The sequence below is a fragment of the Salisediminibacterium beveridgei genome (assembly GCF_001721685.1).
Lineage (GTDB): Bacteria > Bacillota > Bacilli > Bacillales > Salisediminibacteriaceae > Salisediminibacterium > Salisediminibacterium beveridgei.
On sequence record NZ_CP012502.1, the window covers coordinates 2,914,792 to 2,932,310 of the forward strand.

The window sequence follows — 17,519 nt, forward strand, 5'->3', positions numbered from 1 at the left end:
TCATACCTTTCGCTGTTTTCTGCGGTTGATGAACAATAACGTTACACCAGTCAGAATGAACAGACCACCAGCCAGAAGATACATAAACAGATTGGTAGCTGTTGATGGAAGCGTGCCACCTTTTTCCTCAGACGGTTGTTCCTTTTCTTCTTCTGGTTCATCAGGCTCTTCAATCACCGGTTTTTCCGGTTCGTACGTATTGATCAAGTCATAACCACTCACTTCACCTGAATAATCCGGAACGTCAATCTCTTGAATCGAGTAGTCGTAGCGGACTCCCTGCTCATCAAATTCTGGAAGATGATTGAACTCAAATGTCCAATCGTCATTTGTACTTACAGGGATCTGTTCATACAGTTCACCATTTTGGTAAAGCTGAACATCAATACTGTCGGGTCTTACATCCTGATTATCATTTACCCATGTCTTTGTCCCGGTTACTGCCGTTTCCCCGACGCGAAGATTGGTGATACTGAATCCGTCAATCTGCGTCTCATATCCTTCAATTGCTTCCTCTTCGACGCTGTATGAAATCGCCTGACCCTGTTCATCATAGGCCTCAAGGTCTTCAAACACATACACCCAGCCGTCTTCTTCCGTTACATTCACGGTTTCGTAAGCTTCACCGTTGGCCAGCAAAATGACTGTAATGTCCTCCGGACGATCCGGATTGTCGTCATCGAGCCAGCCTTTCGTCACTTCAATATCCCGCTGTTCGGAACGGGTATTCGTGATGTCATAGCCGTCGATTTCGACAGCATAGCCAGGCACGTCGTGTTCTGTAATCGCGTATTCATAGGTCTCGCCGTTTTCGTCAAACTCCGGCAGTTCCGTAAAGCTGTAGATCCAGTCGTCATCTTCAGTGACTTCCACCGAATCGATGACCGACTGATTTTGCAGGAGATTCACCGTGATGCTGTCCGGACGATCACTTTCATTATCGTCCTGCCAGGATTTCTCCCCTTCTACTGCCACTTCCCCGGTTCGAAGATTGGTGATGGTATATCCTTCTTCTGCATCTCCAGCGATGCTTTCCAGCACGTAGCTTTCCGAGAGATCCCGTTCCATCACGGTATATTCGTACAACTGCCCTTCAGGATCATACTTTGACAGGTTCTCAAAGACAGCTTGCCAATTCACGTCACCGTCTAATACCACTTCATCATAATGTTCACCATTTCGAAGCAGATCCACCGTAATCGCATCAGGTCTGTCTTCTGTTTCTTCGGTGTCGAGCCAGCTTTTCTCAACCGCGACATCGGTTTGCAACGTATTTGTCAATTCAAAACCATCGGACATCGTTCCGGTTACCGGCTCTGCGTGGTAATTTGCTACAGGTTCTTCTTCAACGGTGTAATGATATTCAACGCCCTGATCATCAAACTGATCCAGATCTTCAAACGCATAGGTCCATAACCCGTCATCCTCTTTGATGACAGCTGAATCATAAGGTGTTTCCGTGTCATCACTTCTGAACAAATTCACAGTAATCTCTTCGGGTCTCTCATCAAAGGCGGACCCATCGTTCCACTCTTTCGTCACATCTATCGAGATGGATCCCTCTCTCAGGTTGGTGAGTTCAAAACCTGAATCTGTCTGTGACTGAGTGACCTCGTAGCCTGCTACAGGAAGCTCAGCAATGTCATAACTGTACTCCGCTCCCTGCTCATCAAACTTTTCAAGATCAGTAAACGTGTGTGTCCAATCATCACTCGCCCGAATGACTTTTGTATCAATTGATGCATCCGGATCGTCACTTCTGAACAATTCCACGACAATGAAATCCGGTCTGACATCTGTCGCATTGTCATCATCAAGCCAGTTTTTATCGACATCCAGTGACATTGTCTCTGAACGGAGGTTATTGATATTGAATCCATCAATCTGCGTCTCATACCCATCGATTGCTTCCTCTTCGACGCTGTATGAAATCGCCTGACCCTGTTCATCATAGGTCTCAAGGTCTTCAAACACATACACCCAGCCGTCTTCTTCCGTTACATTCACGGTTTCGTAAGCTTCACCGTTTGCCAGCAAAGTAACTGTAATGTCCTCCGGACGATCCGGATTGTTGTCATCAAGCCAGCCTTTCGTCACTTCAATATCCCGCTGTTCGGAACGGGTATTCGTAATGTCATAGCCGTCGATTTCGACAGCATAGCCAGGCACATCGTGTTCTGTAATCGCGTATTCATAGGCCTCGCCGTTTTCGTCAAACTCCGGCAGTTCCGTAAAGCTGTAGGTCCAGTCGTCATCTGCAGTGACTTCCACCGAATCGATGACCGCCTGATTTTGCAGGAGATTCACCATAATGCTGTCCGGACGGTCACCTTCATTATCGTCCTGCCAGGATTTTTCCCCTTCGATTGCCACTTCACCACTTCTGGTATTGGTAATGGTGATTTGATCCTCCTCGGAAGTGACCGAAGAATCATAACCATCAACAGGAACTTCCACAACTTCATAATTGAATTCTCTTCCCTGTTCATCAAACTCAGGAAGACCACTGAATTCACCGTCCCAATTGCCTTCACTATCCGGGCTGATTACCATTGTATCGAATGCATCTTCCGGATAATCTGTCTCATCATAAAGCTTTTGATAAACTTCAACGACGATATTTGCAGGGCGGTCAGCAGAATCTTCTGTATCATTCCATTCTTTTGTTACTGGAATATCCACATTTCCTGTCAAGCGGTTTACAATATCATATCCGCTGTCCTGATCCCCGTTCACTTCAACAAATTCATAATTGTCAACAAGTGAAGTTTCCTCCACGGTATAATCATACTCATCGCCGTCTGGATCATAAACTGGTAAGTCAGTAAATTCATGTTCCCACTCCGGACCACTTACTTCTACAGGCTCACCCAATGGGTCTCCATCTCTTTGCAGCTGGAATTCCACTTCATCAGGACGTTCCCCGAGGCGGTCCGAATCATCAAGCCAAATTTTCTCCGCTGACAGGTCTCTTGTTTCAACATTTGTAATCGTGAAGCCAGCTTCCTGGGTTCCTTCGATAGTTCCCTGAATCTGATACCCTTCTCCAGGATTCACTTCTTCAACAGTGTATTCATAGAAATCACCATTGGAATCGACCGCATCCAACTCTTCAAACGTGTAGTTCCAGCTATTTTCCTGCGTCAGTTCAGTTCTGATTCCTATGGAAGATCCATTTTGCAGGAGCTCAACAGTCACTTCATCCGGCCGGTTCGATTCATTTCCGTCATCGTTCCATTGTTTATCCACATCAATGGACACCAATTCATAATTAGCCACGTCGATTTCAACCTGCTCTTCATCGTGCGGGAAGTTTAATTCGAATTCAATATTGCCCCAATGCGGCTGATAACCATCAAGGGGTGCAACTTCTTCAAATTCATACTTTCCTGGTCGAAGATCTTCCACAATGATTTCACCGTTGCTGTCGGTTGTATGCGATGTTTCGCTGTATGTCCCGTCGTTGACCAGGTCAACCGCATTCAATGTGAATTCAACATTTTCAAGTCTCTCGTTGGACTCCCCGTCTGCTTTGACCAGTCTGACAGAACCTTTGATGATGTCGTTATCCACATTACCGACATCAAGCACTTCGGTTTCAGTGACCTCATCGTCCACGGTCAGGATGTGCGATACAAATCCACCTTCCTGGATGGTATACCCATCGGGAGGAGTCACTTCCCGAAACTGGTAGTCTCCTGCAGGCAGTCCTGTGATACTGATGTAACCATTCGAATCTGTTGTCAGTTCATCAAATCCTTCGATCTCGTTGCCATTTGAATCTTCCAATGCAAAGACGGCATCAGCCAGTGGCGCACTTGTTTCTGAGTCCACCTTCGTTAAAGTAAGATTGGCAAATGGATCATTTTCCACATTGACGCCAACTGTCCGTTCGTTATGAACATCACCCAGAGTAACGGTTACTTCAACCGGATCCTCCGATGCGATATAGCCTTCAGGAGCTTTTAATTCTTTGATTTCATATGTCCCTGGCTTCAAATCATCAAATGTAACGACTCCATTCTCATCTGTTATCCCTGTCTGAGGAGATGGATCAAGATCGTAGTCCCCATCAGAATAAGTCAGTTCAAATTCAGTATCTTCAAGAAGCTGTCCATTGATGCTGTCCGTTTTGGTGATTTCAACAGACGTTGTTTTGACATTGTTCTCAAATGGCTCTGAACGGATTTCAATTGGTTCTTCCTGACTGAGTCCGATCTCAAACTCAATTGGTTCATTCTCATCGGACAGTTCAAACCCATCCGGTGGAGAAACTTCTTCAATCGTATATGTCCCAGGACGTAAATCGCCCGTTTCGATCAAACCATCTACTCCCGATGTCACCGTGCGTTCAAAATCAATTTCCGGATCCTCATCGATATTGACAATACGGAACGTGGCTCCTTGGAGACGGTTATCTCCGGAAACCCTGTCTGCATCGATCTTCTCCATGAACGCACTGCCAGGGATCAATTCATTCTCCACTGTCAGGGCTCCCGCTTCAATATCCAGGATAATGTGTTCATCAATAATCGTGAATGGATATTGGTTTGCGTTTTCCTGATAGTGTTCAGCGGGCTGTGTTTCTTCGAAGTAATAATCACCGGGTTCCAGATCTTCCACATAGATTTCACCATCAGCATCCGTGGTAAACGAACCGATCCACTGATCTCCGGCATCAAACAGTTCAAATTCAACACCTTCAAGAGTCTCATCGGTTGTTCCGTCCACTTTGGTCAGCTGGACATCACGCTTGATTTCGTAATTTTCCACAGTGATTCCGGTAACTCCCTCGTTGACCTCAGCAGTTCTTGTGTCACCGACTGTCCGGTCAATGGCATAACCTTCGGGCGCATTCACTTCGACTACCTGATACTCCCCGTATAGAAGATTAACAAATGTGAGTTCTCCATTTTCATCCGTCTTTCCTGTCCGGATCAATACGTCACCGGATTCGTCATACAGATGGAATTCAGCCCCTTCAAGTAAGGTGTCATTCTCTTCTGCATCGACTTTTGTAATTTCCAGAGCCCCTACTTCTCCTGTGATGCTTCCGGAAATATTGTTGAAACTGATCGCCTCGTTAACAGACGAACCTCCTTCATCCTCGGCAACTTGTTCACCGCTGATGGAAAGGTCGTTGGCGATTCTGCCATCTCCTTCGTAGAGGATATACGTATCATATTCAAGGACATATGCCCGGTCAATCGTTGATTTCTCATCAATGAAGCTGATCTCATACGATTCCTGGCCGTCCTCATCTTCTGAGTATATGACTTCGTAATCTGTCCCCTCAGTCAGCACGCTTCCTTCATTTTTATTGATGTCGTCTTCAGTCGCTGTAGTCTCATAAATCGTCAGCGTATCTTGCAAAATCGTCTGATTGATACTTGGTGTATCCTCGATCACGAGATTCTCAATTTCCGACTGACTGAAATTCACATTGACGGTCCAATTGACAATCCGGCCGTTCTCAGAACTCTGTCGGCCCTGCTTCGTTGAAAATTCACCACCGAATCGTGGACTGACCGATGCTTCAAGAGTTGCCTCTTCACGATTATCGCTTTCAACTGTGGCCGTGTTTTCGTACTTCTCTTCTACGGTTTGGCCTTCGAAATCAGTTGTAAAAACAATGACAAATCCTTCACTGATGTCCCCAAAACTGACATTGAATCCTGCCGGATCAGTTTTGGATGTGATTGTAACCTCATCAGTATCAGTAACTTCGTCACCCAATTCAAAATCATTGGCTCCCGGAGTCATTTTCATTTTATAAATCGCAACATTTTCAATGTCGAAATTCTGGTTTCCTGATATGGGATCATTCACGATCACATTATCCAGGTCTTCTTCGTTATAGTTCACACCAATCGTCCAGGTAATTTCTTTATCCGCCACATTGTAGCTGCCGAATTTGAACCCGTTATTTTTCGTGTACTCATCCGGATTGAATGTGGCACTTCCAGTTTTGGAGACGGTGTTTTCTTCCCCTTCAGGAATCCATTCCACTAACGCATCATTGGAATATCCGCTTTGGATTCTTCCGTTTGAATCCCGATCAACCAAATTGTAATCAATATCTGTCTTATACGAAATTGTCACCCGTTCAGTGATGTCATCGTTGAATGTCACCGTGACCTCATTGTTTTCAGCATTGTATGCAGCATCATAATCGCCGGAATATCCACTGATAGAAAGGGAATCCTGATCAAAGGTAAAGCCATCCGGCAGTGTATCCACAAAGACTGTATTCTGCATCAGCTGTTCGTCACGATTGATTGTGACAGACCAGTCGGTGGTTTTCTCCTGATAATCTGCGTCTGTATTATTTTTAATCAGAATTCCCTGACCGATGGATTGGCTGCCTTCTGACGTGTTGTCAAATTCATCGGAAATTTCGTTTGTTACATTTCCGTCTTCATCAACCCGGTCGATTGTATTAGTCTGGTATCTGATTTTAAATGCATCCGAAATCTCTTCATCAAATTCAACCACATATCCGTTTTCCGTAACAGTAAGCGAGTAATCTGTGTAGAGTACCTCACCTGTTTCTTCACCCGTATCCGGATCAATGGATACGAGGAAAACTTCAAAAGAGTCTTCGTTTAAGGTTTGGTTCGCATCACCAAACACATCGGTTAATTTCGCTTCTTCCTGGGAAATTTCTTTTTCGTCATAGTTATATTTTACTTCCCAGTCGATGGTCTGACTGACATCGTCATATCCGGTGGCCTCTTTAGCAAGTGGCACACCTCTTGTTACGGCAACGGTCGCATCCGTTTCAAGTTCCAAGTCATCTGCCCCTGTTAATATTGCTCCGTTTTTATATTCTTCTCCCACCCGATCATTTACTTGCGTTTCGTAAACAATCCGGTACGCTGAATCAATGTCCCCCATAGCCAGTGTGAAATCTTCGTCACGAACATCAAGGGTAAAACCGTTGTTCAGTTTTTCTTCGGTTACTTCAACTGGTGGCTCTTCAAATGATCCGTCTGCATTCATATCCAGTTCATAAATTTTAAAGGAGTCTTCATCAAACGAATGCTGCCCTTTTGTAATGGCATCGGTCAGCTCCGCATCGTTTATGCCCTGAAGATTTTTATTCACGTCCACTGTCCAAGTGATTGTTTCAGTATTGTATCCTCTGTTTCCAATCCCTTGCTTATCAAGACCATTTTCATCAGGTTTAAACGAGATTGGGAATTCAAGGGATTCATCTTCACCGAACGGCAAAACAATTGAATCTCCCTCCGCAGGACCGTCGTAATCGTCATCAAAAGTGGCGGTCAGTTCAATGTTTCCTGAAATATTTGATTCCTGGGCAATGGTTTCGTTAAACACAATGATAATGTCGTTCCCACTTGTATAAAATTCACCAAAGACGGTTCCATCCCCTCTGGCTAGCTCCATAGCTGCGGATTCAGGGATCTGAGGGATGGTAAACATCTCGGGAACGTTTATGGTATAAGTCGCACCATCACCATACCCGTGTCCATCCTGTAATTTAAAATCATAAATCAGTTCGAGACTTGTACCACTGAACGGCTGTTCGAGTGTAAGCTCTGTTCCATCCTCCAGCGTTTCACCATCTTTTTTCACAGTGATATTCGTAATGATATTCTCTGTTATCTTGTTGTCAGCATTCAAGGTTTCAAATGAACCGGTTTCCTCAGTTGAGGAGGACGCGGATTCTTCTTTCTCTTCGTTTTGATCATTTGCTTCCTTTTCTGCAGCATCAGCTTCTTCAGTTTGCTCCGTTGACTCCACTTCAGTTTCCTCTTCTGCAGCCTTTGTATAAACCGCTTCAAAACTGATCGTTCCTTGATAATAAGCTTGCGTTTGTTCTTCATTATTTTGTTCGTTTGTTTCTTCCTTTTCCTTCGTTTCTTCATCTTGTTCTATTTGGTCTTCTGACGACTCGCCAGTCTTTTCTTGCTCTTCAATGTCTTCTGACTCCTCTTTCGTTTCTTTCTCAGTGCTCTCCTGCGTCTCTTCCTCAGATCCAGAGTCGTTGTCACTTTCTTTTGTATTTTTTTCATCATCTTCTTCAAAAGCATGGAAAGTAGCTGTCAATTTTCCTTCTTCAGTCACTTCATATGTACCGATGCTCTTTTCCTCATCTTGAGCATTGCTGGTTAATAATTCTCCAGTGATCGTTTCGTCAATCAACAGTTCCTCCGAAAGTTCAAAAGATTCTTCGTATTCTTCGGTCAGGTCAACCGTTTCAGTGTCCCACTCCAAGGTTACGTTAACATCCTCACTCTCACCTGGATCAGGATCCGGCGTCTCTCCGTCTTCATTAATGATATGTACATCTGTAAAGACTGAATCATCCTTTTCGTTTGTTACGTCCCCTGCAAGAAACATCCCGCTTGTCAGCGTTTGAAACAGCAGGACAAACGTCAGTAATACTAATAACGATTTGTTCTTCATGTCTAACACTCCTCGTAGATTAAATTTAAGCTTGTTTTGATTTAACAATCAATTCTATTTAAATGGATTGAATGGCTCATCTTGCATCGCATCTACTCCTCAAAAGGTGTCACTTCCATGATAAAGATTCACTCTTTACAAAATCTTGACATTATAGAAAATACTGATTGGAAGCTTACCTTCTGTAACAATTTAAATTAAAACGAAACAAAACGTTCAGGTGCATACAAAAAAAGACCAAATATACACTCTCATTTGGCCGGTTGCACTACTCGCTCCGAAATGTCAAAGTGCCCAATTAAAAACATTTCATCATTGCTTCCTGATTCGATTGACTTCATAAAATGGAGCACTAAAAAAACTGAACCCATGCTGCGTTTTGAAATTCTGTTCATCTTAAATATATGATAAAGTAAATGCGTATCCAGTGACGCAGCCTGGATTTTGACGACTATCCAGTCTGGATCTTTAAATTATTTATTGTAAAGAAACAACCTCTACAAATTCTTTACAAAATCGCATAAACGGATAAGTTTTTTTCTTTTTCATCTGAAATGAGGGTTCTGCAATGGAGCAACTGTCGACAAATAAAAAAATATTTTTTTTGATTCTCCTGCTCGTTGTCGTTTTAACCGGACTTCGCTTTTCATGGATTTATTATTTTGCAGAGGAGAATTTCCCCTCTGTAGAGAATGGATTTCTGGATATGAGGGCTGCTGATTTTTCAGGGAACAAGTATTATTCTCTCGAAGGGGAATGGGGATTTTTTCCGGATGAACGCATTGATCCCGCAGATCCACCGGCGTTTTCTCATGCCACAACCGTTCCAGCCCTTTGGGATCATACTTTACTGAATACTGAAGACACTTTGCTTGGGGAAGGTTCGTACTATTTGGAACTCGAGCTGCCTGAAGATATGGACAAGGATCTCGGCGTCCGATTTTATGAAATCAACAGCGCTGCAGCCATATACAGCAACGGGGAACTCGTCTATGCCAGAAATGACCTTGATCACGAATACGGTGACCGGGGCATGGACTATGGCCCGGTTGATATAACTCTCTCGCCACCGGAAGATGGCCGACTTGAGCTTGTCATTCATGTTTCAAATCATGCCATCGAAATCAGGGGCGGGATGGCACGGGACGTGTTGATCGGGTCCGACGATGCTTTGGCATCGCTGTCTTTTGCATCAAAAGCACTGCAGCTGTCTGCCGGACTGGTCCTTGCCCTCCATGCAGTCTACGCCTTCATATTGTTCGGCATTCAAAGGCAGTCCCGAACCAGGCTTTTGCTTCTTTTTGGCCTGATGCTGTCACTTTTCGCCACCGGTGTCTTCATTGATGATGAAGTACTTGTGATGCTTCCGGTTTCGCTTCCGGATTATTTTAAAATGCTGTTGACCATATTTATTTTAACGCTTTTTGTCATGTTTCTGATCATTGCAAGAACGGTTCATGTATCCGAAAAATTCATTCGTCCGATTGCTGTTTTTTTCGTTCTGCTTGCCATGACGGCTCTGATGTACCCGATTGCCGGCTATACACATTTCACGTCCACTGTGATGCTGATATTCTTTGTCTTTGCTCTCGCAATGCTGGTCATTACGATCCGTTCGATTAGCAGAGGGAATGTTTATGGCTACTTTATTTTGATTTTTCTCATTGCCTATACATCCAATATGACTTGGGGTGCGCTGATTAAACTCAATGTCTTGCAATTTCCGTTCTATCCAATGGACTTTATTTTTTCCATGATGGCCTTAATGGGACTTGTATTGAAACAGCATGTCGATATCACCCGGGAAAATCGGAAACAAGCGGATATCATTATCGAAAATGAGAAAAATAAAGATCGATTCCTTGCCAACACTGCCCATGAACTGAGGAATCCGCTGCACGGTATTATGACTGTCAATGACACACTCCTCAATCAATTGGAGGCCAAACCGAAAGAAGCAATCCGAGATGACCTCCTGTTGAACCGTAAAATCGGTCAGCAGATGAAATTCATTCTTGATGATTTACGTGATTTTACGTTGCTGAAAGAAAGCCGCGTCCGTCTGATGCCTGAAGCAGTGGCTGTTCATCCAATGGTGCAAACCATCCTGGATATTCTGCACTTTCAGCTCGACAGCCGCTTCGTGACCTTCAAAACGGACCTGCCTGAAGATCTGCCGCCTCTGTTAGCGGATCAGGAACGGTTGTTCCAGGTCCTGTATAACCTGCTTCACAATGCCGTAAAATTCACAAAAGAGGGTTCAATCAGTGTCACAGCCCGCCACCTGCCATCTTCCGGCATGGTACATTTGATAATTGCTGACACGGGGAGCGGCATCCAAGAGGCTGATCAGGAACGACTCTTCATTCCTTACGAACAGGGGGATGGTTCAGACCGCGGTGGTCTGGGACTCGGGCTCAACATCAGCAGGGAGTTGACGGGTCTGCACGAGGGGAAATTGCAAATTGAATCCAGGGAAGAGTGTGGAACCGAGGTTCATATTCATTGGCCGGCAGCCGAGGGGGGAAAAATCAATCACGTACCACTTTTTGAACAGGAGACAGAACGGTCGAAAAAACCTGTGGTGCATCAGGTCAATGATGCTGAATTTTCCAGAATATTGATTTCAGACGATGATGCCGGCAATCTCGAACTCCTTGAAAAAGCCCTGGAGGATGAATATTCGATTACGAAAGCACTCAGTGGCAAAGAGGCCTTGAAGCTCATTCAAACAAGCCGTTTCGATCTTGTCATCAGTGATGTGATGATGCCGGAGATGTCCGGTTATGAACTGACCGCCGCCATTCGTAAAGAATATGATCTGATTCAGCTGCCCGTGCTTCTCTTGACAGCACGATATCACCCGGCGGACATCGCTGCAGGTTTTCAGGCAGGAGCGAATGACTATGTCAGTAAACCTTTTGAGCTTGCGGAGTTCAAAGCAAGAGTTGCGACTTTGACACAATTAAAGCAGTCTGTTTACAAACAGATTGAAACCGAAGCTGCCTGGCTCCAGTCGCAAATCCGGCCGCATTTTCTATATAATACGTTAAACACCATTGCATCTCTCGGCCATTATGATACCGACAAAATGGTAGATCTGCTTTATGAATTCGGTGATTATTTGAAAAACAGTTTCCGTTCACCGTCAAAAGATGGTTTCATCACGCTTGAAGAAGAAATGAACCTCATTCGCCCTTATCTGTATATTCAAAAGACGCGCTTTGCTGACCAGTTAGCGACTGAGATCGACATAAAAAATGAGGCAGACATTCTCGTCCCGCCCTTGGCCGTTCAGACCCTTGTCGAGAATGCTGTCAATCACGGTGCGTTGAAGAACCGGGGAAATGGAACGGTGCTGCTCTATGCCAGCTCCCATAAAACGCACGCCGAAATCGTGATTTCCGATAACGGGCCCGGTAGAGCTGACGATTTACTAAAACGGCTTGAAGAAACTTCTGCTTCTGGAATTGGCCTGAAAAATACCCAAGACCGAATCAAAGCCTTAAACGGCGAAGGCCTGCTCATCACCGACAACCCAGGGGGCGGTATTCGAATCACCATAACCTTGCCAAAAAGAAATCTTCGTTAATGCAACGAAAGCTTCATTCCCGTAGTAAACGTTAACATTCAAATGAAATACAAAAAACGTATCGCCAAAAGACGCTCTCCATACGTCTTTTCCGGCGATACGGTAATGTCTTTGGACCGATCAGTTCTCCGTCCTTTTTTTCCATTCTTCATACCATGATAAAACCGCAGGGTCCGGTAATGCATCGAGTTCATGATGCATAACCGTTTGCAATTGCTTGAACTGTTCATGAACCTGATCAGGTCGTCGCAGCTTGGCAAGTACCTGCATCTGCAGTAAATACACGTCTTCGTCCAATGGGTTGCGATAGAGCACTTTTGTATACCAGCGTAATGCCCGGTCCCATTGATGATTTTGTTCAAAATGCATTGCCAGTGCCATTGCTTTTTCGCGCCAGATCAACTGATGATTGACCCGCTCTTCTTCCGGCCATACAAGATCACTATATGCCAAATAGTCACCGTCGTATTGTTCAAGCTTTGTTTCAATCGTTTTTGAGCTCCCATTGGCTATGTATTCTTCAGTTTCCAGTAGCACCTTCTTCCATTCGAAGATATCTACGTTCGTCTTTTCAACCTTCAGTCTGTAGCCTTCATCCACGTTGATCAGCTGCAAGTGCTCATGAAAGGGAGAGAGGGTTTTGCGGATATGATACACAGCCGTATACAGTTGTGAATAAGCTTTTTGCACACTCACACCACTCCAGATCATTTCAACGATTTCCGCTTTCGATACGGTTTTGTTCTGATGATGCAGAAGATACAAAAACAGTTCCCTCGCTTTTGCAGTCCGCCAATTCAGTTCATGCTCATTGTTGTTCTCATCCGTGATTTTTATGGCATGCTGTATACTGATCTCTATCGTTGTTCCCGATATATTTAATGAAACTTCCTTTCGTTTGTTTCGGACGAGACGCTCGATTGTTTTTTTTAGACGATCAAAACGGACCGGTTTCACCAGATAATCCATTGCTTCAAGTTCAAATGCTTCAATGGCATACTCCCGGTGCGCTGTTACAAACACAATATCCGTGGCTGGGCTGGTTTCCGTCAACTGATCTGCCATAACCAGACCGTTCATACCAGGCATTTCTATATCGAGAAATACTACATCATAATGATCCTGTGCGATTTTTTCCAAAGCGGTTACCGGATCCTGGGTACGTTCAATAGTCGTTACCTCGTCCGTCCTCATGAGCAGATTTTCGATATAATCAAGCGCCAGAACTTCATCATCAACTGTCATTACACGCATGGCCGATCACCCTCGTATATTAGATTTAATCCCTGAATCATACATCTCTTTATTTACCATGACAACTGTTTAAAAACCTTACCATTCAAAAAAGAACTTCAATGAAATTGTCACAACCGTATAAGCAAACACACCGATCGCAAACGTCGGAAAATGGATCTCCCGTTCATGGGGCAGTTCATTTTTAAAGACGTTGAAAATCATCGCACCGGAAATAATCGCAAAAATGATCGCTTTCATCAACGAATCGAGCTCTATCGTCAATGCGAAAACCCAGCCGGCAACGATACCGCCTGCCATGATATATCGCCCGTTATGTGTATACTCCACCGGGAATTCACGGTACATGTCGTGGGCAACTGCAATGATATGCAGACCGATGGCGAAACTGTAAAAGACCGCCTGCACTCCGGCAATATCAGCAGACAAAACCGTAAAGGAGATCATGGCATTGTAGATTGTATAAAAGGCCACCGCGGTATAAAAGGAGGAGCGTCTGCTGACATCATGACGGCGAACGATCACCTGGATGAGCAGAAAGCTGACAACACCGATTAAGCCGATGATATAAATTTCCGATTCCATCGTAAGTGCCCGGTATTTATCATCAATTGCCGCCTGTTCCTGGTGAAGTGTCGGCAACAGGTAAACGAATACATAGGAAACCGCAAGTCCACCGGAGAAAGAAAACCACAGCAACCGCTTGATCCGTTCTGTCGGAAGTAATTTATTCGCAAACAAGTGTAATAGGATAAATACGATACCGATAAAAAAAGAAACCATATTCATGTCTTCATCCCCAGTCTTCTTCCCTGCTCCTTCTGTCATTTTACACCATCCGGCACTCGAATTGAAATCGACAATATTCCGACAGAATATTCTGAATCAACCTTTGTCATGCTATAATAAAGAAACAACGATACGAACGGTGACTTTATTGCCAAAACGTTGAGGATGCCGCTGCCTGTTCATTGCACAGAACCTGATAACACTTTTTCATAAGGGTGGTGTTCCACGTGATCGAGCAGAATATCAGTAAGCAGGTATGGGAGCGCTTTCTTAAAGAGGGAACTGTCGACGAAACGAGGCTCAGGCGTCGCATTGTCGAGTCCTGGTCATTTTGCCGTGAGGCAGGCGTTGATCCTTATAATGGAAAGGGTTCGACCCTTCTCAGTCTGGAAGAATTGAACGAAAAGAAAAAACAAAACCATGAACTGCTGGACATGTCTTTACCTTTCTTGCAAAACCTCCAATACCTTTTCAAGGGGACAAGATCCATTTTGCTCTTAATTGATCCGGAAGGGTATGTTTTAAAGGTGATGGGTGAAGAAGAAACACTCAGACATGCTATGGAAATCAACTTTGTCGAAGGAATCCGCTGGACCGAAGAGCAGGTAGGGACCAATGCCATCGGGACGACGCTTCGCACCAAAGAGCCGATCACTGTTTACGGTCCGGAACACTTTGCTGTTGCCTCGCAGAATTGGGTCTGTTCTGCTGCACCGATAAGAAAGGATGATGGTTCGCTTCTCGGTGTGCTCAATGTGTCAAGCCGGGTGGGAACATGTAAACATGAACACACACTCGGTGCTGTAGCCGCTTCAGCCTATGCTATAGAATACGAATGGCAAAAGCGCCAGAAAGAAGATGAACTTGAACTGATTTCAAAAGCACTGATGCAAGACGATGCTTTTGAATCCTATGTCCTCACCTGCGCTGATGGGCGGGTGATTTACATCCACGCCTCATTGTACGACTTGACTGATTACCGGGATCAGACCATTCAACTCGATACACTGCTCGCTGAAACCGGCCATACCATCACCATGAAAATTCCCGTCTTCTCCGAGAGAGAGGGCCGGCAAATCGGTCACCAGGTTTTTCTTCGAAAACATGTCATTGAGAAGTTTAACAGGCAGATAAAAAAAGTGCGCTTTCAATTTCCCGGAGTCACAGGTGTGAGTGAAGTCTTTGCTCAAGTTCTGGACCAGGCTGCATGCCTCGCAGACGCTGACGTACCCGTGCACTTATCCGGGGAAACCGGAACCGGTAAAGACATGATTGCACGAGCACTCCACGACAACAGTAAAAGGGCCGAAAAACCGTTTGTCGAACTGAACTGCGGTGCAATTCCTGAAAGCCTGATTGCAAGTGAACTTTTCGGCTACGCCCCAGGGGCATTTACAGGTGCCAGAAAAACCGGCTACATCGGAAAATTCGTTGAGGCAGATCAAGGCACACTGTTTCTCGATGAAGTCGGCGAACTCTCCCCTGCCATGCAGGTTGCACTTTTGAAAGTGCTGGATGAACAGCGCTTTATGCCTGTCGGGACAAATGAAGTCAGAAGTTGCGACGTCAGGATTATCACTGCGACGAACCGGGATTTGGTCACACTGGTCCGGGAAGGGTCATTCCGGGAAGATTTGTTTTACCGTCTCTATGCCTTCCCACTTCATCTTCCTGCATTACGGGACCGCCAGGAGGATATCCCGGCCTTCATTCAATGGTACAAACGCCGTCACGAATGGCATGTGCATTGGCCGAAACCTGTCATGGATGAATGGATGGCATACACCTGGCCAGGTAACATCCGCCAGCTGATTCTCTCATTGGACAGGTTAAGGATTTATTATCCTGACTCACTTCCTGATCCTTCAACCATCCGTCAGGTCATCGGTTCGCCGGACCATGAGGGAATCCGGACACCAGCCCCTGTTCAAACGAACATGAACAACCCTGAATACCTGATCAATGAAAAAAATGATGCAGAAAATCAGCTATCCTATGCAGAACAGATTGAAAAAGAAACACTCCTCCACGCATTGAAGGAAGCACACGGTAACCGGGGAAAAGCGATGTCGTTAACCGGTATGCCCCGCAGCACGTTCTATCGGAAACTCAACAAATACAGCCTGATCTGAAAAGACTGTTAAAAATCATTCTCAAAAAGAGATAAATCGGGACAAAATGGGACACTTTATCATTTTGTCCCGATTGTTTATGCACTCACATACCCCTCCCGGTTCGAAGCAGCCTGTAACCCCATATTCGAAAGGATAAAAATTATTTTTTGTAAGCGCTTACTATTGGCATGGATATTGCATACTTTTTAATGTGAACAACTCTTTTAGGAGGTGGTCTGCCCTTTGTGAGGTTTCCTGGCGATCAGTTATTGTTCTATTACGTGTCTGACAGATTCACTTACGAAAAAAGGAGGCAGAACGAATGAAAATTTCTGAGAAAGAAGTCACCGGAATCACGACGGAAAAGGCGCGCTGGATGTATCAGAAAATGCAGGAAATCCGTATGTTTGAGGACCGGGTTCACGATCTGTTCGGAGAAGGAAAATTGCCTGGATTCGTTCACTTGTATGCAGGAGAAGAAGCAGTTGCTGTTGGCGTATGCGCCCACTTCGATAACAAAGACACCATCACCAGTACCCACCGGGGTCATGGCCACTGTATTGCGAAAGGCTGTGAGCTTGACGGAATGATGGCAGAACTTTACGGAAAATCCACCGGGCTGTGTAACGGTAAAGGCGGTTCCATGCATATTGCCGATGTGGAAAAAGGCATGCTCGGAGCCAATGGCATTGTCGGCGGCGGATTTCCGCTGGCTACAGGTGCTGCATTAACCGCAAAACTGAAAAAGACCGGCGGTGTCTCTGCCTGCTTCTTTGGTGATGGTGCCGGCAACCATGGAACATTCCATGAAGGCATTAACCTTTCAGCCATCTGGGATCTTCCGGTACTTTTCGTCGCTGAGAACAATGGGTATGCAGAAGCCACTCCGTTTGAGTATGCGTCTTCTTGCGACAACATTGCCGATCGGGCACAAGGCTATAATATCCCAGGTGAAATCGTCGACGGGAAAGACGTGGTCGCTGTCTATGAAGCAGCTCAGCGCGCCGTTGACCGGGCGCGTAACGGGGAAGGCCCAAGCCTGATTGAATGCAAAACCTACCGGAACTACGGACACTTCGAAGGCGATGCACAGAAATATAAAACCGCTGAAGATAAAGAGCGGCACTTGGGTGAAGACGATGCGATTGTCCGTTTTCGCAGCTACATTTTAGAAAACAGCCTGATGACCGAGGATGAGCTGAACCAAATTGATCAGGATGTGGAAAAAGCTGTGACTCATGCAGTGAGTTTCGCTGAGGAAAGTCCGGATCCGACAATTGAAGATCTGACTACTGACGTTTACGTGAACTACCAGTCTGAATAAAGGAGGAACGAAC

Annotated in this window: 6 protein-coding genes and 1 riboswitch; of the genes, 3 read left to right on the top strand and 3 right to left on the bottom strand. The window is 45.1% G+C overall.

The window, feature by feature from the left end; translation table 11 throughout:
- Positions 1-8,433 carry a Cna B-type domain-containing protein gene (locus BBEV_RS13695; protein ID WP_069365979.1) on the bottom strand — a complete coding sequence of 2,811 codons (8,433 nt, stop codon included), beginning with the start codon at positions 8,431-8,433 and terminating at the stop codon, positions 1-3.
- 248 nt (positions 8,434-8,681) lie between these two features.
- Positions 8,682-8,765: riboswitch (cyclic di-GMP riboswitch) on the bottom strand.
- A 236-nt stretch (positions 8,766-9,001) separates the two neighbouring features.
- Here BBEV_RS13695 and BBEV_RS13700 point away from each other — a divergent pair.
- Entirely contained in the window at positions 9,002-12,025 is a 3,024-nt protein-coding gene (locus BBEV_RS13700; RefSeq protein WP_069365980.1) for a hybrid sensor histidine kinase/response regulator, read from the top strand.
- A gap of 120 nt (positions 12,026-12,145) precedes the next feature.
- Here the strand turns inward: BBEV_RS13700 and BBEV_RS13705 are convergent, their stop codons facing one another.
- Both BBEV_RS13705 and BBEV_RS13710 read right to left on the bottom strand, forming a co-directional pair.
- Positions 12,146-13,279, bottom strand: coding sequence for a response regulator (locus tag BBEV_RS13705; RefSeq protein WP_069365981.1), 1,134 nt, complete (start codon positions 13,277-13,279; stop codon positions 12,146-12,148).
- Between the two features lie 78 nt (positions 13,280-13,357).
- Complete coding sequence (locus BBEV_RS13710; RefSeq protein ID WP_232318191.1) at positions 13,358-14,107, bottom strand: DUF3270 family protein; 750 nt, start codon at positions 14,105-14,107, stop codon at positions 13,358-13,360.
- 188 nt (positions 14,108-14,295) lie between these two features.
- On the opposite strand from BBEV_RS13710, the gene BBEV_RS13715 reads away from it, so the two are divergent.
- Complete coding sequence (locus BBEV_RS13715) at positions 14,296-16,200, top strand: sigma-54-dependent Fis family transcriptional regulator (protein WP_084007405.1); 1,905 nt, start codon at positions 14,296-14,298, stop codon at positions 16,198-16,200.
- 304 nt (positions 16,201-16,504) lie between these two features.
- The gene (locus BBEV_RS13720; protein WP_069365982.1) at positions 16,505-17,506 is read left to right on the top strand and encodes a thiamine pyrophosphate-dependent dehydrogenase E1 component subunit alpha; all 1,002 of its coding nucleotides are present in this window, start codon (positions 16,505-16,507) and stop codon (positions 17,504-17,506) included.
- Positions 17,507-17,519 lie beyond the last annotated feature (13 nt).